General features: G+C 70.8%; 24 protein-coding genes. 11 read left to right on the top strand and 13 right to left on the bottom strand.

Annotation, left to right across the window (positions count from 1 at the left end):
* Positions 1-5 precede the first annotated feature (5 nt).
* The 3 genes from mftC to F5972_RS34020 all read right to left on the bottom strand — a co-directional run bounded on the left by mftC (position 6) and on the right by F5972_RS34020 (position 2,938).
* Positions 6-1,631 (bottom strand): mycofactocin radical SAM maturase, encoded by a 1,626-nt coding sequence (mftC, locus tag F5972_RS34030; RefSeq protein ID WP_150939785.1) that lies wholly within the window; start codon positions 1,629-1,631, stop codon positions 6-8.
* Positions 1,631-1,729: a mycofactocin precursor MftA gene (mftA, locus tag F5972_RS34025; RefSeq protein ID WP_117409937.1), complete on the bottom strand. Its 99-nt coding sequence runs from the start codon at positions 1,727-1,729 to the stop codon at positions 1,631-1,633. Before mftA ends, mftC begins: the two co-directional genes overlap by 1 nt.
* 477 nt (positions 1,730-2,206) lie before the next feature.
* Complete coding sequence (locus F5972_RS34020) at positions 2,207-2,938, bottom strand: TetR/AcrR family transcriptional regulator (RefSeq protein WP_150939783.1); 732 nt, start codon at positions 2,936-2,938, stop codon at positions 2,207-2,209.
* Positions 2,939-3,051: 113 nt separating this feature from the next.
* Between F5972_RS34020 and F5972_RS34015 the strand changes: the two genes are divergently transcribed.
* The gene (locus F5972_RS34015) at positions 3,052-4,299 is read left to right on the top strand and encodes a saccharopine dehydrogenase family protein (RefSeq protein WP_150939781.1); all 1,248 of its coding nucleotides are present in this window, start codon (positions 3,052-3,054) and stop codon (positions 4,297-4,299) included.
* Positions 4,300-4,487: 188 nt separating this feature from the next.
* Here F5972_RS34015 and F5972_RS34010 read toward each other — a convergent pair whose 3' ends face one another.
* Positions 4,488-4,733, bottom strand: coding sequence for a hypothetical protein (locus F5972_RS34010; RefSeq protein WP_191910452.1), 246 nt, complete (start codon positions 4,731-4,733; stop codon positions 4,488-4,490).
* 303 nt (positions 4,734-5,036) lie between these two features.
* Here F5972_RS34010 and F5972_RS34005 point away from each other — a divergent pair, with 303 nt between their 5' ends.
* Genes F5972_RS34005 through F5972_RS33980 form a run of 6 tightly spaced genes read left to right on the top strand, consistent with a single transcriptional unit; the run spans position 5,037 to position 12,045 of the window.
* Entirely contained in the window at positions 5,037-5,786 is a 750-nt protein-coding gene (locus F5972_RS34005; protein WP_150939779.1) for a GntR family transcriptional regulator, read from the top strand.
* On the top strand, positions 5,770-5,997 hold the full coding sequence (locus tag F5972_RS34000) for an indolepyruvate ferredoxin oxidoreductase subunit alpha (protein WP_079312946.1): 228 nt from the start codon (positions 5,770-5,772) through the stop codon (positions 5,995-5,997). The genes F5972_RS34005 and F5972_RS34000 overlap by 17 nt, the downstream gene beginning before the upstream one ends.
* Positions 5,998-6,011: 14 nt before the next feature.
* Positions 6,012-7,439: an ABC transporter substrate-binding protein gene (locus tag F5972_RS33995; protein WP_150939776.1), complete on the top strand. Its 1,428-nt coding sequence runs from the start codon at positions 6,012-6,014 to the stop codon at positions 7,437-7,439.
* Entirely contained in the window at positions 7,436-8,404 is a 969-nt protein-coding gene (locus F5972_RS33990) for an ABC transporter permease (protein WP_225312144.1), read from the top strand. Before F5972_RS33995 ends, F5972_RS33990 begins: the two co-directional genes overlap by 4 nt.
* Positions 8,401-9,144 (top strand): ABC transporter ATP-binding protein, encoded by a 744-nt coding sequence (locus F5972_RS33985; protein WP_225312143.1) that lies wholly within the window; start codon positions 8,401-8,403, stop codon positions 9,142-9,144. Before F5972_RS33990 ends, F5972_RS33985 begins: the two co-directional genes overlap by 4 nt.
* Positions 9,145-12,045, top strand: coding sequence for a fumarate reductase/succinate dehydrogenase flavoprotein subunit (locus F5972_RS33980; RefSeq protein ID WP_150939772.1), 2,901 nt, complete (start codon positions 9,145-9,147; stop codon positions 12,043-12,045). It begins immediately after the preceding gene.
* A 149-nt stretch (positions 12,046-12,194) separates the two neighbouring features.
* On the opposite strand, the gene F5972_RS33975 is transcribed toward F5972_RS33980, so the two are convergent.
* On the bottom strand, positions 12,195-12,629 hold the full coding sequence (locus tag F5972_RS33975; RefSeq protein WP_150939770.1) for a rhodanese-like domain-containing protein: 435 nt from the start codon (positions 12,627-12,629) through the stop codon (positions 12,195-12,197).
* Positions 12,630-12,652: 23 nt separating this feature from the next.
* A complete protein-coding gene (locus F5972_RS33970; protein WP_150939768.1) occupies positions 12,653-13,105 on the bottom strand; it encodes a cysteine dioxygenase in 453 nt (150 codons plus the stop codon).
* A gap of 301 nt (positions 13,106-13,406) precedes the next feature.
* Between F5972_RS33970 and F5972_RS33965 the strand changes: the two genes are divergently transcribed.
* Positions 13,407-13,970 (top strand): hemerythrin domain-containing protein, encoded by a 564-nt coding sequence (locus F5972_RS33965; RefSeq protein ID WP_150939766.1) that lies wholly within the window; start codon positions 13,407-13,409, stop codon positions 13,968-13,970.
* Positions 13,971-14,094: 124 nt separating this feature from the next.
* Here F5972_RS33965 and F5972_RS33960 read toward each other — a convergent pair whose 3' ends face one another.
* Positions 14,095-15,351, bottom strand: coding sequence for a serine hydrolase (locus F5972_RS33960; protein WP_150939764.1), 1,257 nt, complete (start codon positions 15,349-15,351; stop codon positions 14,095-14,097).
* Positions 15,352-15,511: 160 nt separating this feature from the next.
* On the opposite strand from F5972_RS33960, the gene F5972_RS33955 reads away from it, so the two are divergent.
* On the top strand, positions 15,512-16,090 hold the full coding sequence (locus tag F5972_RS33955) for a helix-turn-helix domain-containing protein (protein WP_150939762.1): 579 nt from the start codon (positions 15,512-15,514) through the stop codon (positions 16,088-16,090).
* A gap of 75 nt (positions 16,091-16,165) precedes the next feature.
* Here F5972_RS33955 and F5972_RS33950 read toward each other — a convergent pair whose 3' ends face one another.
* Complete coding sequence (locus F5972_RS33950) at positions 16,166-16,930, bottom strand: SDR family oxidoreductase (protein ID WP_150939759.1); 765 nt, start codon at positions 16,928-16,930, stop codon at positions 16,166-16,168.
* Positions 16,931-17,041: 111 nt separating this feature from the next.
* Between F5972_RS33950 and F5972_RS33945 the strand changes: the two genes are divergently transcribed.
* A complete protein-coding gene (locus F5972_RS33945; protein ID WP_150939757.1) occupies positions 17,042-17,902 on the top strand; it encodes a helix-turn-helix transcriptional regulator in 861 nt (286 codons plus the stop codon).
* A gap of 685 nt (positions 17,903-18,587) precedes the next feature.
* Here the strand turns inward: F5972_RS33945 and F5972_RS33935 are convergent.
* Positions 18,588-19,061: a TIGR00725 family protein gene (locus tag F5972_RS33935; RefSeq protein ID WP_150939755.1), complete on the bottom strand. Its 474-nt coding sequence runs from the start codon at positions 19,059-19,061 to the stop codon at positions 18,588-18,590.
* Positions 19,062-19,255: 194 nt separating this feature from the next.
* On the opposite strand from F5972_RS33935, the gene F5972_RS33930 reads away from it, so the two are divergent.
* Entirely contained in the window at positions 19,256-19,735 is a 480-nt protein-coding gene (locus F5972_RS33930; RefSeq protein ID WP_150939753.1) for a hypothetical protein, read from the top strand.
* Positions 19,736-19,739: 4 nt separating this feature from the next.
* Here F5972_RS33930 and F5972_RS33925 read toward each other — a convergent pair whose 3' ends face one another.
* From F5972_RS33925 to F5972_RS39090, 4 genes are all read right to left on the bottom strand, one after another.
* Positions 19,740-21,698 carry a hypothetical protein gene (locus tag F5972_RS33925; RefSeq protein ID WP_150939751.1) on the bottom strand — a complete coding sequence of 653 codons (1,959 nt, stop codon included), beginning with the start codon at positions 21,696-21,698 and terminating at the stop codon, positions 19,740-19,742.
* Between the two features lie 33 nt (positions 21,699-21,731).
* Positions 21,732-22,040 (bottom strand): hypothetical protein, encoded by a 309-nt coding sequence (locus F5972_RS33920; protein ID WP_150939750.1) that lies wholly within the window; start codon positions 22,038-22,040, stop codon positions 21,732-21,734.
* Positions 22,041-22,293: 253 nt separating this feature from the next.
* Positions 22,294-23,388: an ADP-ribosylglycohydrolase family protein gene (locus F5972_RS33915; RefSeq protein WP_150939748.1), complete on the bottom strand. Its 1,095-nt coding sequence runs from the start codon at positions 23,386-23,388 to the stop codon at positions 22,294-22,296.
* A gap of 132 nt (positions 23,389-23,520) precedes the next feature.
* Positions 23,521-24,150 carry a hypothetical protein gene (locus tag F5972_RS39090; RefSeq protein WP_150937733.1) on the bottom strand — a complete coding sequence of 210 codons (630 nt, stop codon included), beginning with the start codon at positions 24,148-24,150 and terminating at the stop codon, positions 23,521-23,523.
* Between the last annotated feature and the right edge of the window lie 60 nt (positions 24,151-24,210).

Genomic DNA, 24,210 nt, shown 5'->3' with positions numbered 1-24,210 from the left:
TTCTGCTACACGTCGGATGAGGGGGTGAACCCGGCGAGCGGGCTCTCCGCGCACGCGTGCACGGGTGGGTGCACGGGTGGGTGCACGGGTGGCGCGGCGGGGGAGGGACGGCGTCCGATGCGCACCGGAACCGGCCCGGCTCCGGCCCGCCGGGCGCCGGGGCGGCGGGAGTGGTCCTGGCTGGGCCGGGGCACCGTACGGTCGCCCGCCGCGAGCGCGGCGGCGGCGTGCCCCTGCACGCATTCGGGGTCGGGTCCGTCGAGCGGCAGGCCGGTGAAGAACTTGGCCGCCATGCACCCGCCCCGGCAGGAGTCGAAGAACCCGCATCCGGTGCACGCGCCCGAGGTCTGCGGCGACCGCAGATCCCCGAACAGCTCCGACTCCCGCCACACGGCGGCGAACCCACCGTCGGAGAGCACGTTGCCGGCGCGGAAGCGGTCGTGGATCGCGAACGGGCAGGCGTACACGTCGCCCAGGGGGTCGATCAGGCAGACCACCCGGCCCGCGCCGCACAGATTCAGCCCCGGCAGCGACTCGCCGTACCCCGCGAGGTGGAAGAACGAGTCGCCGGTGAGCACGTCCTCGCCCGCGCGCAGCAGCCACTCGTACAGGTCGCGCTGCTGGGCCGCCGTCGGATGCAGCTCGTCCCACACGTCGGCGCCCCGCCCCGACGGGCGCAGCCGGGTGAGCCGGAGCGTCGCCCCGCGCTCGTCGGCGATGGCCTTGAACTCGTCGAGCTGGCCCGCGTTCTCCCGGGTCACGACCACCGAGAGCTTCGCGTCGGCGAACCCGGCCGCTGCGAGGTTGTCGAGCGCCCGCAGCGCGGTCTCGTACGACCCCGGGCCGCGGACCCGGTCGTTGACCTCGGGGGTGGCGCCGTCGAGCGACACCTGGACGTCGACGTAGTCCGTGGCGGCCAGGAACCGCGCCCGCTCGGGGGTGAGGCGCGCCCCGTTGGTGGAGAACTTCACCCCGACCTGGTGGTTCACGGCGTACTGCACGAGGTGCCAGAAGTCGGGCCGCACGGTCGGCTCGCCACCGCCGATGTTGACGTAGAAGACCTGCATGGCCTGCAGCTCGTCGATCACCGCCTCGCACTGGGCGGTGGCGAGCTCACGCGGGTCACGCCGCCCCGACGACGACAGGCAGTGCACGCACGACAGGTTGCAGGCGTAGGTGAGCTCCCAGGTCAGGCAGATGGGCGCGGCCAGGCCGTACTCGAACCGCTTGGCCAGCGACCCGCTCGCCGTCCCGGAGCGCGCCGCCGCGTTCTTGGCCGGCAAGCTCTGGGCTGTGGTGCTCTGGCCTGCCGTGCCCGGTGCTGCCGTGACGTGGGGCGGCCGTGTCCGGTCCGCCTCCGTCCGTCCGCGCGGCCTGATCATGTCCGCGCCGGCGAGGCCCCGCAGGGCCTCCGCGTACGCGGGCCACCGGCCGGCGGGAACGCCGGCGCGGGTCAGCGCGGCACGGGCGTCGGGCTCGCCGGAGAGGTCGCGGAGCACCGAGACCAGCTCGGGGCGCTTGAGGAAGGTCAGCCGCCGGTTGCCGAAGTGGTAGGCCAGCGCCCCGAACGGCTCCGGCCGCAGCGCCACCCGGGGAGACAGCTCCCAGGCCTCGTCCAGGGGATCGGTCATCAGTAGACGCCGCACATGCCGTCGATCGACACCTCTTCGATCAGCGTCTCCGCCGTCAGCTCCTCCGTCGCCTCGGCCGGAACGGTCGTCTCCTCCATGGCTGCTCCTTCCTCGGGGCGCGGAACGTGGTCTTCCGGGATAAGCGGGTTTTCTGGGTTGGGCGGGGTTCGGGGATGAGCGGGGTTCGGGGATGAGCGGGGTTCGGGGATAAACGGGTTTTCGGGATATTCGTGCGGCGAGAGGCGGACCGGGGCGTCCTCGCGGAATCGCCGGCGCTCTCGTGATGTGAGGGAAGGGAATACCGCCGCGACGGTCGCGATTCGAGCGGCTTCGATCCGAGCCCGCCCGGTTCAAGCGAACTCGAATGAGGCCAACTCGCCTTTCTGCTGAAACACCAATCACACTAAAAGGAGCGATAGGCGTGGAAAACCCCTAGGCACCCTTGTCCAGGCGGCCCCTGTCCCCGCCTGCCCGGTACTCACCCCCGGCTGCCTCCACGATTCCCTGCCCTGCCCCCGTCCAGCCCCGCCTGCCCCTGGCCCGCCCGGCGGCCACCCCCTAGGACGCCGGTGGGCTCAGGCCCGGCCGGGCTCGGCCGGCGGGGAGACGGGGCGCGTGAGCCGTGACGCGGCGCTGTCGAGGAGCATCTCCAGGGCGGCGGGATAGGCACTGTCGTTCATGTGGGCGACCAGCAGGGGGGAGACCGCCGCGATGTTGGGGTGGGTGGCCCGGGGCAGGCGGGCGTAGGTCGCCCGCCAGATCTCCTCGTCGGCCTCGCGCGCCTCGGCGGGCAGCGCCAGGGAGGCGGCGTCCAGCGCCGCGAAGGCCAGCGTCATGTCGATGAAGGTGTGGTAGACGCCGACCGCCTCGTGGTCGGGGAATCCCGCGCCGCGCAGCAGCCCGAGGATCGCCTCGTCGGCCGCGATCTCGTGCGCCTTGCCGCTGATGCGGCTGGCGGTCAGCACCGCCGCCTGCGGGTGTTCGAGGTAGGCGGCGTGGATGCGCAGGCCCAGGTCGCGAAGTCCGGCGCGCCAGTCGCCGCCGCCGCGCCAGCCGTCCATCGCCCGCCCGATGAGCAGGTCGCCGATGGCGAGGGTCAGGTCGTCGACGCCCCTGAAGTAGCGGTAGAGCGTGCTGGGGTCGGCGCCCAGGGCGATGCCGAGCCGCCGTACGGTGAGCCCGGCGGGGCCGTGCTCGCGCAGCATGCGCAGCGCGGTCCGCACGATCAGGCCCTCCGAGAGGACCACACCGCTCTTCGTCGGACGGCGCCTCCGGCGCGCCGACTCGCCCACCACCGGCTTCGGCACGGCGTCCCCCTCTCCTCGCTCCCACCTTATGCCAACACCATTGACGTTCCGGGTAGGCGTGGCGTTGGATCGACACATCAGGGGCCTTTGTCCAAGAAATGGATGTTTGTACCATGCGCGTGCTGCTTGTCGGAGCCGGTGGAGTAGGGACGGCGATCACCCGGATCGCGGCCCGCAGATCCTTCTTCGAGCACATGGTCGTCGCCGACTACGACCTGTCCCGTGCCGAGGCCGCCGTCGCCGCGCTCGGGGAGGCGGGCGCCCGCTTCAGCGCGTGCCGGGCCGACGCGGGAGACGAGGCCGCCGTCGCGGCGCTGCTGGCGGAGCACCGCTGCGACGTCCTGCTCAACGCCACGGACCCCCGGTTCGTCATGCCGTTGTTCCGGGCCGCGCTGACGGCCGGCGCGCACTACCTGGACATGGCGATGTCGCTGTCGCGGCCTCACCCGGACCGCCCGCACGAGGAGTGCGGGGTCAAGCTGGGCGACGCCCAGTTCGAGACGGCCGCCGAGTGGGAGCGGGCGGGCCGGCTCGCGCTGGTCGGCATGGGCGTGGAGCCCGGCCTCTCGGACGTGTTCGCCCGGTACGCCGCCGACGAGCTTTTCGACCACATCGAGGAGATCGGCGTGCGGGACGGCGCCGACCTCACCGTCGACGGATACGACTTCGCGCCGTCGTTCAGCATCTGGACCACGATCGAGGAGTGCCTGAACCCCCCGGTCGTCTACGAGAACGGCCGGGGATGGTTCACCACCCCGCCCTTCAGCGAGCCCGAGGTGTTCGACTTTCCCGAGGGCATCGGCCCGGTCGAGTGCGTCAACGTCGAGCACGAGGAGGTCCTGCTCATGCCCCGCTGGGTCGACACCGAGCGGGTGACCTTCAAGTACGGGCTGGGCGAGGAGTTCATCCAGACGCTGCGGACCCTGCACCTGCTGGGGCTGGACCGCACCGAGCCGGTCCGGGTCGCCGGCGCGGACGGCGTACCCGTCCAGGTCTCCCCGCGGGACGTGGTCGCGGCGTGCCTGCCCGACCCGGCGACGCTCGGGGAGCGCATGCACGGCAGGACCTGCGCGGGCACCTGGGTCAGGGGCACCAAGGACGGCGGCCCGCGTGAGGTGTACCTCTACCACGTGGTCGACAACCAGTGGTCCATGCGCGAGTACGGCTCCCAGGCGGTCGTGTGGCAGACCGCCGTGAACCCGGTCGTGGCCCTCGAACTGATGGCCTCCGGCGCCTGGTCCGGCGCCGGAGTCCTGGGGCCAGAGGCCTTCCCGCCGCGGCCCTTCCTCGACCTGCTCACGGCGTACGGCACTCCCTGGGGCATGCGCGAGCAGTCGGCTTCTCAACCCTCAAGGGCCTGAAGGAGCGGGCTCCCGCGCTGTGGGCGTTCCGGTGAGTGACGGACGCCGGCCGGTGCCCGCTTCGGATAGAAGATGCCCGTGACTCCCCGCGCGGGCGTGCGTCGGCGCGGGCCCGGCCGCTCTCACCGCGGGCCCGTTCTCAGGCCGTGACCACGTCGATGTCCACCCGCGTGCCGTTCGTCGGCACGTCATAGACCGCCGAACCGCCCGGGACTGCTCGACCAGCCCGTGCAGCACGTCGGCGGGCGCGTCGCCGGAGATCCGCAAGGTGACCCGCGGATCGCGCTGCGGTTGTGCGTGCCGCTGATCCAGGTGTTGGTCGCGCGGAACCGGAACTTCGCCGGTTCCGGATCGCCCTTCACGGCGTTCAGGGTCGCGAAGAGCGTGGGGGTGCCGACGCCGTTGCGCGGGGCGCGGGTCTGTGTGGTGCTCACGGTTTCAGCCTTTCGTCGCGCGGTCCCGGCGGGCCGCCGGGCGACGTCTACCGGTGACCGGCGACGAGAGGACAGTAGGAAGCCCGCCTTCCCGCTTCCTTCCGCGAGCCGGACCCGGACCTTCCCGGCCCGGTCTCCGGCTCGTGCCCAGGAGGCGTCGCCGCTCGTCAAGGTGGTGAAGGGGTGGCGGTTCTCGGCTCTCTGCGGGCATATGACCAGGTCGGCGGTGCAGGGCGGCCGGCCGGGGTGGCGTAATCCGCCCGTTATCCATATATTCCTACCGGGAAGCTAGGCTTCTTTCCCATGGAGCTGGCGGATGTGAGACGGCGGCGGGCGGACCGGGCCCGCCAGGTGGCCGACCTGCTGCGGTGCGAGATCGTGCGCGGTGGTTTCGACGGCGGCCACCTGCCCCTGGAGGCCGCTCTCGCCCGGGAGTTCGGGACCTCGCGCAACACCGTCAGAGACGCCCTCGACCTGCTCAGGGACGAGGGCCTCATCGCGCGGTGCCCGGGAGTGGGCACCACGGTCGCGGCGGAGAAGTACCCGCATGGCCTCTACCGGCTGCTCGGGCTGGCCGAGACGCTCCGGGAGCACGGCGAGGTGACGAACGAGGTCCGCGCCATGGGCCTCGTGCCGCCCCCCGCCGCGGTCCGGCAACGGCTCGACCTACCCGAGGGCGAGCCCGTCGTCTACATCGAGCGGCTGCGCCGGCTCGACGGGCTGCCGCTCTCGCTCGACCTGACCTATCTCGTACGCGAGCTCGGCGAGCCGCTCTTCGACGCCGACCTCGTGCACAACGACGTGTTCGTGCTCCTGGAGCGGATCGCCGGACGGCCGCTCGGCGCGGCGGAGCTCACGATCGAGGCCGTCAACGCCGACGCGCACACCGCCGCCGTCCTCGACGCGCCGCGCGGAGCGGCGCTGCTGATGGTCGAGCGCCTCACCCACCTCTCCGACGGCCGCCCGGTGGACCTGGAGTTCGTCCGGTTCCGCGGCGACCGTCTCACCATGCGTGGCCATCTCTGGAGGAACACCGATGACCCTGGTCAATAGCCGCGTCGACGTGCCCGTGACGATCGACGAGTCGCTGTGCATCGAGGGCTGCACGCTGTGCGTGGACGTCTGCCCGCTCGACTCGCTGGCCATCCACGAGGTCAGCGGCAAGGCCTACATGCACGTGGACGAGTGCTGGTACTGCGGCCCCTGCGCCGACCGGTGCCCCGCCGACGCCGTCACGGTGAACATCCCCTACCTGCTCCGATAGAAGGACATCCCCCCATGCGCAAGATCTTCGCCACCGTGGCGCTGCTGGCCGCGGCCGGCGGCGCCCTCTCCGGCTGCTCCGTCTCCGCGGGCGCCGACGACGGCAAGGAGACCGTGGTCGTCGGATACCAGTCGAAGACCATCAACACGGTGACGGCCGGGACGCTGCTCCGCGGCCTGGGCTACTTCGAGAAGCGCCTCGGCGGCAGGTACCGGGTCGAGTGGCAGGACTACGACACCGGAGCCCCGATCACCGCGAAGATGGTGGCCGGCAAGATCGACATCGGGTCGATGGGCGACTACCCGCTCCTCATCAACGCCTCCCGCACCCAGGGCGTGTCCGCCGCGCGCACCCGGCTCGTGTCGGTGACCGGTTACAACCTGCGCGGCGGGCTGAACTCGGTGGTCGTCGCCCCGTCGTCGAAGGCGCGCACGCTGGCCGACCTGAAGGACGCGAAGGTGTCCGCCAGCTCCGGATCGGCGGGCCACGGCACGCTCGTCCAGGCGCTGGAGCGGGCCGGGCTCGACCCCGCCACCGACGTGGAGGTCGTGAACCAGCAGCCGCCGGTGGGCGCATCCGCGCTGCAGTCGGGCAACGTGCAGGGATACGCCCAGTTCGTGGCGTGGCCGGGGCTGCTCGTCTTCAAGAACCAGGCCAGGCTCGTCTACGACGGGTCGGCGCTCGACGTGCCGACGTTCCACGGCGTCGTGGTGCGGGAGGCGTACGCGAAGGAGCGGCCCGAGGTGCTCCAGGCGTTCCTGCAGGCGCAGATCGACGCGACGAAGTATCTCCACGAGCACCCCGTCGAGGCCGCCGAGGCGGTCGCCAAGGCGACCGGGCTCCCGCCCGAGGTCGTCTACCTCTACAACGGGCGCGACGGCATCGCCACCTTCGACGTCACGCTGAAGTCCCGGCTCCTGGCCGCGCTGGACCACGACCAGAAGTACCTGAAGTCCATCGGCACCGACTTCACCGGCGTCGACGTGGCGAAGTTCGCCGACGACTCCTACATCAGGAAGGCGTACGGCGCCTCCTACGACGCCGACGCCACGGGCACGGTCAACGCGGCGCGCATCAGCGGGACCGACGCCGCCTGCGGAACCACGGCCGGCGACCCCGCGAAGGCGGGCGAGCTGTGGCTGACGGGGGAGGACACGCTCCGTCCCGCGGCCACGCCGACCTGCCTGCTGCGGCAGATCGCCGCCGCCACCTCGGGCGGCGGGTCCGTACGGGCGGCGTACGTGCCCGACGCGGCCACGGGCACGCACTGGTTCGCGGACCGGTCCGTCTGGGTGCGCGACCCCGCCGCGGAGGAGAACGAGAGGTTCAAGCCCTTCACCACCCGCGACGGCGCGGAGGCGTTCGTGAAGGAGCATGCCCGGGCGGCGGTCGTCGGCTACGACGAGGCGCTGAAGGCCGCGGCGGGAGGTGCGTCGCGGTGAGCACCCCGGCGCCGGCCGCCTCCCTCGCCGCCAACTCCCCGACCGCGGAGCCCCCGGCCGCGGAGTCACCGGGCTCGGAGCCTTTGGCCTCCGGTGCCGTCCCGGCTGCGCGGCCGGGACGGCGCGTACGCGGCCGGGCGACCACGGCCGGGCTGCGCAGATGGGCGGTGCGGCTTGGGTCCCTGGTGGTCGTCGTCGCGCTGTGGCAGTGGCTGACCACCGCCGACGTCCGCGCCGGGCTGCGGTTCGACCGCCTGCCCTCGCCGGCCGAGGTCGCGGCGGAGTTCAGCCGGCAGCTCACCGGTGGGCTCTACTACCTCGACCTGGCCCAGAGCATGATCCGCATCCTCACCGGGTTCGCGCTGGCCTCGGTGGCCGGCATCGCCCTGGGCGTGCTGGTCGCGCGGTCCCGGTGGGCGGCCGACGTGCTGCTGCCGCCTATCGAGGTCGTCCGGCCGATCCCGGCGATCGCCCTCGTCCCGATCGCGATCCTGGTGTTCCCCACCGACGAGCAGGGCATCGTGTTCATCACGTTCGCCGCGGCGTTCTTCCCGATCATGGTGAGCACGCGGCACGCCGTACGGGCACTGCCGACGCTGTGGGAGGACGCGGTCCGCACCATGGGCGGCGGGCGCGCGCACGTGCTGTGGCACGTCGTGCTCCCCGGCACGCTGCCGGGCGTCTTCGGCGGGCTGTCGGTCGGCATGGGCGTCGCCTGGATCTGTGTGATCTCCGCCGAGATGATCTCCGGCGAGTTCGGCGTCGGCTACCGGACCTGGCACGCGTACACGGTGGTCGACTATCCGGCGGTGCTCGTCGGTATGGCGTCGATCGGGGTGCTCGGGTGGCTCACCTCCGCCTCGATCGAACTGCTCGGCCGGCGCCTCACCCGATGGCTGCCCAGAGCGGAGGAAGGGCCCGGCGAGCGGGGAGCCGGCCAGGGTGCCGAGGAGGGCGCCCGGTGAGCGCGACGATCACGCCTGCCCGGGAGACGGGGCTCGCCATCCGGCTGGAGGGTGTGTCCCTCGGCTACGGGCGGCACGCCGTACTGGAGGATCTGCACCTCGACGTCGCCCCCGGCGAGGTCCTGGTGATCGTCGGACCGTCCGGTTCGGGCAAGTCCACGATCCTGCGGGCCGTCGCCGGGCTGCTGACCCCGCGCGCCGGCCGGGTCCTGGCCCAGGGCGTCCCGGTCGCCGGGCCGTCGCCCGACCGCGCGATGGTCTTCCAGGACGACGCGCTGCTGCCCTGGCGCACGGTCCGGCGGAACGTCGAGCTGCCGCTGCGCATCCGCGGCGTGCCGAGGCGGGAGCGCGGGCCGGCCGCCGAGAGCTGGATCGCCCGCGTCGGCCTCGCCGGCTGGGAGGACCGGCTGCCCCGGGAGCTGTCCGGCGGCATGCGGCAGCGCGTGCAGCTCGCCAGGTCCCTGGCCGCCGCGCCGCGCGCCGTGCTCATGGACGAGCCCTTCGGCGCGCTGGACGCGCAGACCCGGGGCGAGATGCAGCGCCTGCTGCTGGACGTGCTGCGCGACACGGCCGCCACGGTCGTCTTCGTCACCCACGACGTGGACGAGGCCCTGCTGCTGGCCGACCGGGTCGTCGTGCTCGGGCGCGGCGGCATCGGACGCGTCCTGCCCGTGCCCGGCCCGCGCACTCCTGAGACCGACCGTGCCGGGCTGCGCGCCCGGATCATCGAGGAGCTTTAGATGGACATCCCTTCCCCGGCAGACCGCCTCCATCTGGAGTGCCAGGTTCTGGTGGTGGGCGGCGGCACCGCCGGGACCATGGCGGCGATCACCGCCGCCGAGCGCGGCGCCGACGTGATCCTGCTGGAAAAGGCGCACGTACGGCACAGCGGCGCCCTCGCGATGGGCATGGACGGCGTGAACAACGCGGTCATCCCCGGCAAGGCGACGCCCGAGGACTACGTCGCCGAGATCACCAGGGCCAACGACGGGGTGGTCAACCAGCGGACCGTCCACCAGACGGCGACCCGCGGCTACGACATGGTGCGGCGGCTGGAGCGCTACGGCGTGAAGTTCGAGAAGAACGAGCACGGCGACTACGCGGTGCGCCGGGTCCACCGGTCGGGCAGCTACGTCCTCCCGATGCCGGAGGGCAAGGACGTCAAGAAGGTCCTCTACCGGGTGCTGCGCCGCCGCGACATCCGCGAGAAGGTGCGCATCGAGAACCGGGTGATGCCGGTCCGCGTGCTCACGAGCGAGGGCCGGGCCGTCGGGGTCGCCGGGTTCGACACCCGTTCCGGCCGGTTCGTCACGGTCTCCGCCGGAGCCGTGATTCTCGCGACCGGCCCGTGCGGGCGGCTGGGCCTGCCCGCCAGCGGCTACCTGTACGGCACGTACGAGAACCCGACCAACGCCGGGGACGGGTACGCGATGGCCTACCACGCGGGCGCCGAGCTCAGCGGCATCGAGTGCTTCCAGATCAACCCGCTCATTAAGGACTACAACGGCCCGGCCTGCGCCTACGTGGCCAACCCGTTCGGGGGCTATCAGGTCAACGCCGAGGGGGAGCGGTTCGTCGACTGCGACTACTGGTCGGGCCAGATGATGGCCGAGGTCGCCGGAGAGATCGCCTCGGCGCGCGGCCCGATCTACCTCAAGACCACCCACCTGCCGGACGAGACGCTCACCGCGCTCGAGAACATCCTGCACACCACCGAGCGGCCAACCAGGGGCACCTTCCACGCCGGGCGCGGGCACGACTACCGCACGCACGACGTGGAGATGCACATCTCCGAGATCGGCCTGTGCGGCGGGCACTCGGCCTCGGGCGTCTGGGTGGACGAGAACGGCGCGACCACCGTCCCCGGCCTGTACGCCGCGGGCGACCTGGCCTGCGTGCCGCACAACTACATGATCGGCGCGTTCGTCTTCGGCGACCTCGCCGGGGCCCACGCCGCCGAGCACCACCGTACGGCCGGCGGCCTGCCGGAGGACCAGATCACCGCCGCGCACGAGCTGATCTACCGCCCGCTGCGCAACCCCGACGGCCCGCCGCAGCCGCAGGTCGAGTACAAGCTGCGGAGGTTCGTCAACGACTACGTCGCCCCGCCGAAGACCGGCAGGAAACTCGGCCTCGCGCTGGAGACGTTCGAGCGGATGCGCGACGAGATCGCGGCCATGGGCGCGCGGACCCCGCACGAGCTGATGCGGTGCGCGGAGGTGACGTTCATCAGGGACTGCGCCGAGATGGCCGCCCGGTCCTCCCTGGTCCGCACCGAGAGCAGGTGGGGCCTCTACCACGACCGCGCCGACCTGCCCGGGCGGAACGACGACGAGTGGCTCTATCACCTCAACCTGCGCAGGAACGCCGCCGGGGCGATGGAGTTCGTCAAGCGCCCGGTCGAGCCGTACCTCGTGCCCGTCGAGGGCTTCACGCCCCGCCCGGCCGAGCCGGTCGTCGTCGGCGCGTACGGCGCGCCCGGCCCCGCGGCCCGGCGTGGCGGGGGCGGGCGGCTCGCGGTGGAGGCGATCGGGCGCTCGCCCCGCATCCTCGAACTGCTGCGGCTCGCCGACGGCGAGCCGTCGCTCGACCAGATCACCCCCTACCTGGCGGAGGCCGAACCGAAGGTCCGCAGGGCGGCCGTCGCCACGCTGACCGAGACCACGCCCCCGGGCGTGGAGACCGCGCTGGCCCAGGCCCTCGCCGACCCGCACGGCACCGTACGGCGGGCCGCCGCCACGGGCCTGCGGGAACTCGTCGAGGTGCTGCCCGCGACCCCCGCCTTCGGCGCCTCCCTCCGCGCGGTCGCGGCGGCCGGGGACCCGATCGTCCGCGCGGCCGTCCTTGACGTCCTGCGGGCGCTGCGCCTCGGTGACGCCGACCTGTTCGGGACGGCGCTCGCCGACCCCGACTCCCGGGTGCGGATCGAGGCGGTCCGGGGGCTGGTCTCGCTCGACGACGCCGGGCGGGTGGCGCTCGCCGCCGGGGACGAGGACCGCGAGGTGCGCGTCTGGGCGGCCAGAGGGCTCGGGACCATCGGCCTGCCCGACGGCGTCCCGGCTGTCGTGCGACTCGCCGCGGACCCCGATCCGCTCGTCCGGGCGGCCGCGCTGGAGGCGTCCGCCGGGCTCGGCCCGGCTCTCTACCGCGAGCCCGGGCCCGGCTCCGGCACCGAGTTCGGCTCCGGCACCGAGTTCGGCATGGGCACCGGGGCCGGCTTGGACCCAGTCGCCGGCTCCGTTTCCGGCTCCGGATCGGGCTCCGGATCGGGCTCCGGATCGGGCTCCGGATCGGGCTCCGGATCGGGCTCTGGCTCTGGCTCTGGCTCTGGTTTCGGCGAGACGGCCGTACGGGCCCTGGCGGATCCGGCCTGGGAGGTGAGAGTGGGCGCGGCCCGAGGGCTGGCGGCCGCCGATCCCGGCACGGCGGCGGGGCCCCTGGTGGCCGCGCTCGGCGACCCGCACCTCGACGTACGCAAGGCCGCGGTTCTCTCGCTGTCCGCCTGGGCGGCACGGCCGGAGGTGGCCGCGGCCCTGCGCGGCGCGCTCGGCGACTCCGACGCCGACGTCCGCGCGTATGCCCGCAGGGCACTGGAGGCCGCCGCCCCGGCCGACGCGGCCGGGGTTCCGGCGGGGGTCTGATCCGCCGCCGGGGAGCGAGGCCGGTACGGCCCGGAGGTCTCGTCTCCCCGGCGGGGGTTCAGGAGCGCGGCGGTTTCAGGGTCGCGATTGAGGAGCGCGGTGGCCTGGTTCCAGAAGGGTCGTGCAGGCGGGCTGTTCAGTAGGGCTGTTCAGGAGATCGCGGGACGCCCGCCGGTCGCGGGCAGCCCCGCGGCCCGCCAGGCCACGAACCCGCCCACGACGTCGGAGGAGCGGGTCAGCCCAAGGTCGTGGAGCGACGCGGCGGCCAGGCTCGACGTGTAGCCCTCGGAACAGATCACGATGACCTCCACGTCGTATCCGGTCGCCTCCGGCAGCCGGGCGTCCTGGGCGGGGTCGAAGCGCCACTCCAGGACGTTGCGTTCGACGATCAGCGCGCCGGGCACCTCGCCCTCCGCCGCCCGCTGGGCCGCGGGGCGGATGTCGACGAGCAGCGCGCCCGCCTGGACCCTGCCGTACGCCTCCTCCGGGCTGAGCCGGCGCAGGCGGCGCCGGCTGTCGGCGAGGATCTCGTCGATGCTCCGGGCGCCCGGCGGGCGGACCGGCGCGGCCGCGTCCTTCACCACCTCGCTTGTCCCTACCCCGCCCGTCACCACTGCTCCGCGCTTTCCTCGGCGATCCTGGTCAGCCGGCCGTCGGTGAGGTCGTAGCGGTTCATACTCGACAGCGGGGGCGAGTAGACGTGCACGCTGACCGCCGGGGCGGACGAGACGTTGCGCACCTCGTGCACGTAGTCGGGCCCGAACTCACGCGCGTCACCGGCGTCGAGATCCCGTTCGAGGGTCAGGTCGTGCTCACGCAGGCTGCCGAGGGCGACGGCGAAGGCTCCCCGCGAGCCGCCGTGGTCGTGGAACCCGGTCGACTGGCCGGGCAGCCAGCTGATCAGCCAGATCTCGTGGTCGTCGTCGCCGTGCAGGCGCTCGTACCAGCGTCCGTCGGTGCTGAGCCGTACGCGCTGGATCCATTCGTCGGGGGAGGTGGCCAGCGCGTGGGCGATGTCCGCCAGCCGGGTGCGGGTGAGGGTGGACGCGTTCGCGGTCATTCCATGCTCCTGGTCGTGCGGTTCCGATACCTGTGCTCACGCGGGTGCGGACGCCGTACACAGAGCACTCGCCTGCCTGCGGAGATCGACGGGCAGGTTCGACCAGTGGAGAGGCTCCAGGTGCATGCGCCAAGGATGAGGCAGAAATACCCACTAAGTCAACCTGGAAAGCAGGGTTTACGGGGTGCGGCGGATCCGGTGAACGCCAGGCATAGGGGAGCGGGAAAGGGGCAGGTGGGCCCCGGTTGCCTGAATGAGGCCCCGAAGCGACCGACAGTTCCTGAAGTGAGAGGTGACGGCGTTGACCACCACCGAAGACCGCGATGTCATCGACCTGCTGCTGGCGCAGCATGAGCAGATCAAGGGCCTGTTCGCCGGGATCGTCGTGGCGGACGGCGAGCGCAAGGGTGACCTGTTCAACGACCTCGTACGGCTGCTGGCCGTGCACGAGAGCGCGGAGGAGCAGGTCGTGCACCCCGCCGCGCGCTCGTCGGCGGGCGACGAGGTCGTCGAGGCCCGCCTGCACGAGGAGAGCGAGGCCAAGCACGCCCTCTCCGACCTGTACGACCTCGGCGTGGAGCACCCCGAGTTCGACGCCAGGCTGGCCATGCTGGAGAAGGCGGTCGTCGAGCACGCCACGCACGAGGAGCAGGAGGAGTTCCCCCGCCTGCGCCAGGAACTCTCCGCTGAGCGGCTGCGCCGGATGGCCGGCGCCGTACGGGCCGCCGAGGCGATGGCGCCGACCCGGCCGCACCCGGGCGCCGGGGAGTCCGCGACCGCGAACCTGCTGGCCGGCCCGCCGGTGGCGGTGTTCGACAAGATCCGCGACGCGGTGCGCGACTGGCGGCAGTCGAACAAGGACTGAGCTGTCCGCCGGGGCGGGCCGTCGCCCGCCCCGGCGCCGTACGGCGCCCCCAAACCCGCCGATCCTCGCGCTCGCGTGAGAAACGTACGTGTCGTGTGGCACCGGTTCGCGCGACGGCGACGCCTCATCCCTCCGGCAGGGCCAGGAGGTGAAACGCGCCCCGCATGACGGATTGGCCCCTGGCCGCCACGTCGATGACGTCCGGTGAGGTGGTGGGGTCGGACACCATGAGGCTGGTGACCAGCGCGCGGCCGGCGCTGGTGCGGGCGAGGTAGTGCAGGGAGACGACGCCGGGTTCGCTGCCGCCCTTGTACCAGGTCTCCGGGAACCGGGTGGGGTCGAGGTGAAGCCCGTCGTCGTTGAGCGAGAGGGCGTGCCCGATCCGGGGCTGGTCGAGCTGTAGCAGCCCCGCGTAGGCGCGACAGATGTCGGCCGGTGAGGCGAACCACTCGATCTGGTCGATGTGTCTCGGCTGGGACCAGGTCTCGCGTACTTCGGGCAGTGGCAGCTGTTCCAGTTCCAGCACCGCGGTGATGCGCCGATGGACCGGCAGGGCCAGGTACTGCTGTGTCCCACCCACATCCGGAGCGCCCTTGAGCTGGAAGAACGCCTTCGTGGTGAGGAACGGGACGTTCGAGTCGGGCTGCCGGTGGCCGAACAGGGAGAGCTGGCGTACCACCGCGTCCCGGCCCAGCCGGTGGATCAGATGGTCGGTGGCGGTGTTGTCACTGATCGAGATCATGTGATCGGCGTACTCCGACAGCGGCAGGGTGTCTCCGGCCGGCCGGTTCTGCAGGGTGCCCGAGGGCAGGCTCTTGTGGTCGTCGCGGATGGCCAGACGCTCGTCCCACGAGGCGTGCCCGTCGGCGACGGCCTGGGCGAGCGCGCCCAGCACGTACAGCTTGAACGCCGAGCCGATCGGCCGTGGCGTGTCCGCGTCGAGGCCGTGCACGACGCGGCATCGTCCGTCCGGCTCGACGTGCGCCGCGGCGAAGGAAACGCGCGATCCCAGCCCCCGCAGCAGTGCGTCGATCTCCGCCCACGAGGCCGGTTCGGGCTCGTCCGGGGTCAGGCGCATGGCGTCCACGCGTCCGTCGGCGTCCACGTGCACCGCGATCCGATAGCCGGCGGTACGGCCGGCCACCACCGCCTGGACATGGTCCGGCCGCTTCGTGAGGGTCCCGGCGAGGGTGAGCGGGCCCAGCGCGGCCAGGGCGGCGTTGACGGCATCGGGCCCGCCGCTCGCGTCCAGCAGGGCGGGGGCGAGGTGCCGGCGGATCTCGCCGACCGGCAGCGGGGCCCGCAGCGAGGCGTCCACCAGCCATTGCAGTTGGTGCTCCGCGGTGCCGGGTGAGGCGGTCGTGACAGGTTCGTCGATCACTGCTGTGCCTTTCCGAAGGGGAGGGCCGCGTCGCGGTGGTCCGGCGCCCGCGGTCGAGAAGGAGCAGGGTGACCGGCGCCGAGCCAGGCACTCCTCACACGCCGGACGGCGAACTTTCTACTATTTTGCGAACGGTAGCACAGCATGAGACCGTTGCGGGGTGGACACCCTGGAGCTTCTGGCACACCCGGTGCGGCTGCGGATCGTGCACGCGCTGCGCGGAGGACACGTACTCACCACCGGCCAGTTGTGCGCCCGGATCCCCGACACCTCCAAGGCGATGGTCTATCGGCACGTCGACCTGCTCGCGGCCAACGGGATCCTGGAAGTGGCGGAGGAGAGGCGAGTGCGGGGTGCGGTCGAACGCCGCTACCGGCTCCGTCAGGACCGGACCGTCATCGACGCCGACGCGCTCGCGGCCCTCTCGCGCGACGATCACCGGCGCGTCTTCGCCACCTCGATGGCGGTCCTGGTCGCCGAGTTCGATGCCTACCTCGACCATGAGAACGCCGATCCGATAGCGGATCTCATCAGCTACCGGCAGCACGCCGTATGGCTCACGCGTGGCGAACTGGAGAAGATGATCAGCGAGCTGCGCCGCGTGATTTTTCCTCTGCTGGCCAACGAACCGGCCCCGGACCGCACCCAGCACCTGCTCAGCCCGATCTTCTTCCCGATCGAACAGCTACCCGCCGGCTCCGTGCCGGGCACAGACGACGGAGGTCCGTCCACGAGCTGACCCGCTCGTCGGAGCCCTTCTGCTTCGTCCGCTCGCCGCCGGTGCGGAGGCCCGCGCCGGCGGCGAGCGCGTCTGCTACTTGCCGTGCGGGTCGGACGCGTTGAGCCTCGCGACGACCTGGTCGTAGTCGCCGCGCGCCTCGCCGTACCGCAGGAACTTCACCCGCTCGACCTGGATCTCCTTCGCGTCGGGCTGCGTCTCGAACAGCTCGACGACCTCCGCCACGAACTCGTCGAGCGGCATCGCCGCCTCGCTGTCCTCCTGGCCCGGCAGCAGCGAGGTGCGGACGGACGGCGGCTCAAGCTCGACGACCTTCACGCTCGTGTCGGCGAGCTGAAGCCGGATCGACTCGCTGAGCATGTGGACGGCGGCCTTCGACGCGTTGTAGCTCGGGGTGGCCTTGAGCGGCGCGAACGCGAGGCCCGAGGAGACGGTCACGATGGTGGCGTCCGGCTGCGCCCGCAGGTGCTCGACGAACGCGGCGATCAGGCGGATCGTGCCGAGCAGGTTGGTCGTGACGACCGCCTCGGCGGAGGCGAGGAACGACTCGGGCCGGTGCCAGTCCTCGACGCGCATGATGCCGGCCATCGTGACGAGCACGTTGAGGTCCGGGTATCTCGCCAGCACGTCCTTCGCGGCGGCCTCGATGCTCGCGGCGTCGGCGGTGTCGATCTGTACGGTGCCGATGCCGGGGTGCTCGGCGGCGATGCGCTCCAGCAGGTCGGCCCGCCGTCCGCCGACGATGACCGTGTTCCCCCTGTCGTGCAGCGCGACGGCGAGCGTGAGGCCGATTCCGCTGGTGGAGCCGGGGATGAATATGGTGTTTCCCGAGATGTCCATGCTCACATTCTTGCCGTGGGGCCGCCGCGGGTGCAGGGAGCGCTTATCGGGGGATCGGCGGTCCCCCGTTGGCGGTCACCGCCTCGCGGGCGCCGGGCGGATACTGGGCGCATGGACCGCGCCGGACTCGCCGACTTCCTCCGCCGCCGCCGTGAGACCCTCCGTCCGGAGGACGTCGGGCTCGCGGCCGGAGCCCGCCGCCGTACGCCCGGACTGCGGCGCGAGGAGGTCGCGGCGCTCGCCGCGATGTCCACGGACTACTACACACGGCTTGAGCAGCAGCGCGGACCGCAGCCCAGTGAGCAGATGCTCGCCTCGCTCGCCCGTGCGCTGCGCCTGACGGGCGACGAGCGCGACTACCTCTTCCGGATCTCGGGGCACACCGCCCCGGAGCGCGTCACCGCCGCGACGCACGTCGCCCCCGCGCTGCTGCGGGTGCTCGACCGCCTCAGCGACACCCCGGCGCTCATCCTGTCCAACCTGGGCGAGACGCTGGTGCAGAACCGGATGGCGGACGCGCTCTTCGGCGACAAGTCCGGCTACACGGGCCTCGCCCGCAGCGAGATCTACCGATGGTTCACCAATCCGTCGGAACGGCTGCGCTACCCCGAGGACGACCGCGACCGGCAGAGCCGGGCCCAGGTGGCGAACCTGCGCGTCGCGTACGGGTCGATGGGGGAGCGGTCCCGGGCGGGTGAGCTGGTCAGGGCGCTGCGAAAGGCGAGCGACGAGTTCGCCGAGCTGTGGGAACGGCACGAGGTCGCCAAGCGCTTCGAAGACCACAAGACGCTCGTCCATCCCGAGCTCGGCCCGATCGAGCTGGACTGCCAGGTGCTTTTCACCGAGGACCAGTCCCAGGCGCTGCTCGTGCTCACCGCCCCTCCGCGCACCGAGGGCCACGAGAAGCTGCGGCTGCTCGCCGTCCTGGGACAGGAACGCTTCACCGAGCCGTCACCGTACGAACTGCCTTAGGCCGCGCGCCCCTCGATTACGGTAAGTGCCTTGACAGACACACGGACCTGTTTACTGTCATCGACTGCACCACCCGTTTCGGTGGGTGGCCCGGAGCCCCGTCCTGTGGACGGGGCTCTATGTTTTTCTGATCACCATCGGCTGGGGCGTCTGATCTTTCCCTGCGCATCCCGCAGCAGGTCGGGTAGTTGGCACGCCTTGAGCATGCTGGGGTTGATCTGCCTGAGGAACGTGGGGCGCGCAGCGACGAGATCGACGGCCCTTCTCCCGTAAAGTAGCGAATCTGGTTGACGTTGCCCTGTCGGACCAGCCGACGGGAGAGGGCATCGAGATCCAGCCACTTGTACGGGGTGCCCTTCAGGCAGCCGTAATACAGGTTGAACCCGTCGATGTACACGTTCGTAAGCACAGGGTAAAGTCATAATCGCGCAGTGTGACAATAGGCGGGTTCGCTCGAACGGATGTCCACGCTTCAGCTACCGCCTGACCTGTAATGGGACCAAGTGCCCCGATCAGTGCCTCGGCCTCTTCGAGTACCCCCAGGCATGGAAGCGGTCGTACCAGACGAACGCGAGGCGTGGTCACCGGAGTGGCACATCCAGGCGATGAACTGGGCGTACGGCGCGGAGCCGTACGGCCCACGGGGGAAGCTCAGCGGTCGTCGCGTACACCTTCTCAGGCGGGGCTACGACCAGAGGCCGGTCAGTTCCAGGGCATGCTCGGGCGAGGTGGCGTGCCGTACGCCCGGGACGGGAGCGCCGTGCTGGTCGAGGAGCCGCCAGCCTCCAAGTTGGACGACGGGTGCCCGGCCGTGCCGCATGGCGAGGGCGAGTTCGGAGAGGGTGCCCCAGGAACCACCGATGACGATCACGGCGTCCCCCGAGTTCACGATGATGTTGTTGCGTGCCTCGCCGACCCCGGTGGGGATCACGATGCTCAGGTTGGGGTTGGCGTGCTCGCGGTCCGGACGGGACAGGATGCCGACGACGGTCCCGCCGGCGGAACGCGCTCCCGCCGCCACCGCGGCCATCACTCCGGTGTATCCGCCGCAGATCACCACCGCGCCGCGCTCGGCCAGCAGTCGGCCGACCTCACGCGCGTTGCGCTCGTCCTCGGCCGTGCAGTCGCGAGGCCCGCACACCGACACTTGAATCACCACTCTGCGAGCATGCCATCCGGTCCGGGTCAAGGTGGGTCATCAGGCCGGCCCAGAGGTCCAACGCGAACACCTCGGGGGCCGCCGAAACCATCCGGCAATCTGAATAAGCAGCCGACTTAATCGATGGGATGGCGAGAGGCATGGTTTTGGGCCAAGATTGCTTTGTCCGTATGTCGGCCGGTGGAGGTAGGGGCGTGCGCGTCGCGCGGATGGCAGTAACGTTCATCCTGGTCGTCTGGGTCGTTTCGGGTTGCGGCACCGGTCCGACCCTGCAGGCGGCCAGCGCGGAACTCCAGAAAGACATGCAACGCCTGGAGACCGACGATGTCTTCAAGAACCCGCTCAAGAAGCTACGTATTGTGGAGCGCCCGGACAGGGACTTACCCTGCGACAAGGGTAAGTTCCAGCGTGTGTTTCGTGCGACGGCCGATTACGAGCGCAAGGCTCCAGACGTGGATAGCCATCTTGATCAGGCGCAGCGGTTGATGGAAAATACGCTGTCCCAAGTTCTTCACTATGAAATGACCTATGACTTCACTCAAGTGGATTGGCGGGACGGCCGGTTGCTTGAGGGTCGCAAGGATGTTCCCGGCATCACTGTTAAGGTCATTGTGGTGCCGGAGCCACCTACCTGGCGGCTTGTGGCTGAAACTGACTGTTTGCCCCCGTCGTAGGATCTCAGCCCCAGATGCGGAGGAGTTCCTTGGCCTGGTCGTTGGTCGTAGAACGGGAGGCATCCTCTGATTTGTCATCGAAAGCCTTGTTGCTATCCATCCATCGCTCGTACGGTGTTAGCTTCAGTCGGAGAATTCCCTCCCAACTTTTTCCGGTTGCGGTTGCCTCCGTTTTTGCCTCAGTCATCAGCTCGTCGAAGGATCTGAGATGGCCATTTTTCTCGTTGAGCAGCTCAGCCGGTGGCTTGCTCGCCGGGAAGCCGGCGTCATGGAGTAAGTAAGCCATGTCGTATTTCTGGCGTAGGGTGAAGTTCGCGTGGGCCTCGGTCAGCGCTTGAACGCGTGTCTCGAAGCTGGCCGCCCAGTTGTCGAGCAACTTGCTCCCACCGTAGGTTTTCGTCAGCGTCCAGCCTGTCTCGATGAGACCGCCCGCTACGGGAATTTGGTCGATGCCCAGACCGATGGTGTTTTTGGTGAGATCACGGATCAAATTGTCCATGGCGTCCTTCTCGCCGCGTACGTCGGCCGCCGCCTTGAACTCGAGCCCGCCGAGATCACCAAGCATGGTCGCAGCGTCGTGGAAGTGGTTGTCGTCTCTCTTGGCATCCAGGCGGGCAGCGGCCATCAGAATGTCGTAGCGGAATTGGGCTGCTGTCTTGTCGAAGTCTTCGGTCAGCGACTCCTCGCCGGTGAACGTCTGGAGGAAGCGGTAGGTGTCTCCAGGACTGAGATAGAAAGCAGGCGTGACTCCAGGAATCGGCAGCCAGTCATCGGGCACGGCCATACCCGATTTTCTGTAGATCGCCTTGTCGAAGCGGGCGCCGGAGGCGAGTTCGTGGATGTACGACTTGGCGATGGAGGCCATAGAGTCTCGCGCGGCGTTCGGGAGGTCCTTGCCGAAGGAACCGGCCGCGAGTATCGCGTCGAAGGCGAAGGCCGCCGCCTCGGCGGAGTGCTTGCCCGGTTTCTCTGTCGCGGCCTCGCTGCCTGCCTCCATCGCCCGGCCGAAGGCGTCCGCCACGTCGTCGCCGGTGCCGACGGACCTGGCGTAGGTCAGGATTTGCTTCATCTTCTCGACCTGGGTGAGTTTGACACCATCGCCACCCATCTGGGCGAAAGCAGCCCGCGCGGCCTTGCCGTCACCGGCGAGGAGCCCCAGCGCGAGGGCGACTGTGTCGGGTGAGTAGCCGTACGTCCTGCTTTCGTCCGGGCCCGCGCCGGCCCAGTCCTGGCGGGGGTTCTTCGAGAAGTCGTCGAGTGCGAGGGAGCGGGCCGCGGCGACCCGCACGTCCGTCGGCGCCTTCGCCCCGGCCAGCAGCGCGAGCCGGTTCCAGGCGACCACCCGGTTCGGAGGTTCGGCCATCAGCTCGGCCTTCACCTTCTCCATCGCCGGGATGCGGCCAGGGGCGCGAAGGGCGGCGCCCAGGGCGGCGCTGAAGGCGGCGAGATCTTCCTTCGCGGTCGGGCTGCCGGTGTTCATCAGCAGGTTGGGCAGCGCGTCGCGCACCTCGGCGGGCAGCGTGGCGAAGAACGCCGCCGCCGCGGCGGGGTCCTTGGCGAGGGCGGCGATCTCCTTGATGTGCTGGTGGGCGAGTTCGCCCTTCGTCTCGGTGGTGAAGTCGGGGTTCTCGAAGAGGCCGGTGCCGTACATGAGGCCCAGGCCGCGACCGGTCGCGAAACTGTCGAGTGCGTCCGGCAGGCGGGCGAAGGTGTGGTCGCCGGTCCCGTTCAGCGCTTTGATCAGCTCGGCCCGCTCCGAGAGTTTGGGCACCTGGCCCCTGCCCCAGTCGGCGATGGCGGTGACCTGCCTGAGGGGGGTGGTGCTCACCCCGTTCGCGCGGAACAACCCCTCGAAGTCGGACGAGAAGGTGGTGAGCCGGTCGGCGGCCCGGCGCAGGTCGGCCGCCATGGCGTTCATCGCCGCTGGGTCGATGCCGCAGAAGTCGCCGCTGGGGGATGTCATCGCGTCCTTCCCGAACCGAGGCGGTCACAGCGTTCAGGGGCGTCCGGTCAGCTGGTGCCGGATGAGTTCGGCCTGGGAACGGGTCACCATCGCCGGATGCCGGTGCAGTTCGTCCTCGATCGCGTGGGTCATCTGCCGTACGAGCTGGGCCAGGCGGTGATGCCGGTCCGCCACCTCGTTCGTCCATTTTGAGGCGGTTGGTCCTGTCCAGACCTTGGCCGACTGCATCGCGGCATAAATGCCCTGATATGCCTGGCCGACCTCGTGGGCGCGGCTCTGGACTTCCTTGAGGAGTTCCAATAGTTGTGCGTGGCGAGGGTTGGGCACCATCTCTTCCGCCACGCCGCCCCCTATCCGCCGCTTCACGCCCCCGCGTTGCATTCGATGTCAAAGGTAGACATCGTCCTATAGCCTCGGCAACCGTACTCTTCGGGCATTCAGCCAAGGAATATTTCCGGATCGCCCGATAAGTTCGCCAGGGAGAATCCTCCTTGAGGGAAGTTATCCCCGCCTCAGTCGTGCTGCCAGGGGAAGCAACCGACAAATTGGAGTTCCAACCGGTGGTACGCCGCGTCGATCACTCGGCCGGAGCGGGTCAGCAGCCGGGGTATTTGCCGGGCGCCGCGCGGCCTCCGCTGAACTGGTCCGCGAAGTCGTCGGCGAGTTCGGTGATGACCTCCCGGCCTTCCAGCCGGGACAGCCATCGCTCGGGAAGGGCCGCCTCGCCGTGCCGCGCGCCGAGCAGGTTGCCGCAGACGGAGCCGGTCGAGTCGCTGTCGCCGGAGTGGTTGACCGCGAGCAGCAGCGCCCGCTCCACGTCGTCGTCGCTCACCAGGGCGCAGTAGACACCTATCGCGAGCGCCTCCTCGGCCACCCAGGCGCCGCCGAGCGACTCCACCGTCTCCGGTGACGGCTTCGCCGCGTCCGCCAGGGCGACCGCGGCCTGCAGGGCGGTGGTGGTCTCCTCGTGCGCGGGCTTGTCCCGCAGCATTTCGAGGGCGTGGTGTACGGCCTCCAGGGGCGGCCTGCCCTCGACCAGGAGGGAAATGATCGCCGCGAAGGCTCCCGCCGCCAGGTAGCCGGTGGGGTGGCCGTGCGTGATCTGGGCGCATCTGGCCGCGAGATCGAAGGCCGCGTACGGGTCGCGGGCGGCCAGCCCGAACGGCGCCGAGCGCATCACCGTGCCACAGCCCTTCGACCGGGGATTGACCGGCCCGGGTTCACCGGGAGCGGCGGCGGGACCGGGCGCGACGCGCAGCCCGGAGAGGCAGGCGTTTCCGGGCGCGCGGCGGGAGTACAACCAGGTCTGCTCACGAAGCCGGCCGGTGCGGACGAGACCGTCCGCCGGCGGCGGGGATCGGTGCTCCTGCGTGTCGAGCCAGCGCAGGTAGGCGTTGCGGACGACGTCGGCCGCGCTGCCGATGCCTCGCTCGCGTACGCGGACGTCGGCGCGGATCAGCCCTTCGGCGGTGAACAACGTCATCTGGGTGTCGTCGGTGACCAGGCCGACCTTGCCCCGCCAGTCGGGGGTGAAGTCGACCAGGCCCGCGCTGCCGTGGTCACGCTTGATGACCGCCAGCGGGTCGAACTCGACGGGCGCGCCGAGGGCGTCACCGATCGCCCCGCCGAGCAGGCAGCCGCGTACCTTAGCCCGGAACGAGATTTCCCCCGTCTCGGCATAAACCCCCACGCTGCCCCCTTCTCACTCGTCCGCACTCCCGATGATCCCTTATCGGACATTCCACCACAGCTCCTCCTGTGTAGTGAGCCATTCGGGGTCGTCCGGCAGAGCGAGTCGGAGGCAGCGTCGCACTCGCGGGGGTCAGGTCTGGTTGAAGAGGGAGAGGGTGAGGGTGGAGTGGTATTCGCCGGCGGCGACGTCGACGGGGGTGCGCAGGGCGAGGTCGGCGTTGACCTTCGAGGTGCCGATCTCGGTGGCGGAGTCGGCGGTGGAGACGAGGAGTTCCTGGCCCTGCAGACCGACGGTGGGGGCTCCGGAGCCGTCGGAGACGACGGAGGAGACCGGTTCGCCGGCGGCGACGGCGCCGGTGGTGGTGTCGGACAGCAGGCGGGGCTTCCAGCCGAGGTATTCGGGGCCGATGGGGGCGATGCCGCTGCCGGTGGCGGTGAACTGGCTGGCCTGGCCGACGACGGCCCAGAATTCGCCGTCGGGGATCTCGGCGGGCGTGCGGGTGTCGGTGACGGTGACGGTGGGCAGGGTGCCGACGAACTGGCGGGCGGCGGCGTCGGAGCCGTTCTCCTGCAGAGAGACGCCGTTGTTGTCGGCGACGGTCATGGAGATCTGGCCGGGGGTGGTGGTGGGGGTGATGGTGACCGAGACGTCGATGCCGGCGCCGGGGTCGTCGGCCAGGGCGGGGGAAACACTGAGGCCGGTGAGGGTCAGGCCGAGCGCCGACGCGGCGAGTATCTGCGTGGTCCTGGTGATTCTCATGAGATGGCTCCATCCATGGGGGGCGGGGCCGGCCGTCGGATCGGCGGCCGGCCCCGGCGT

The organism is Microbispora cellulosiformans (genome assembly GCF_008728085.1).
Lineage (GTDB): Bacteria > Actinomycetota > Actinomycetes > Streptosporangiales > Streptosporangiaceae > Microbispora > Microbispora amethystogenes.
The sequence above is the reverse complement of the archived record's forward strand: the minus strand, read 5'-3'. Positions and strand labels throughout refer to the sequence as shown.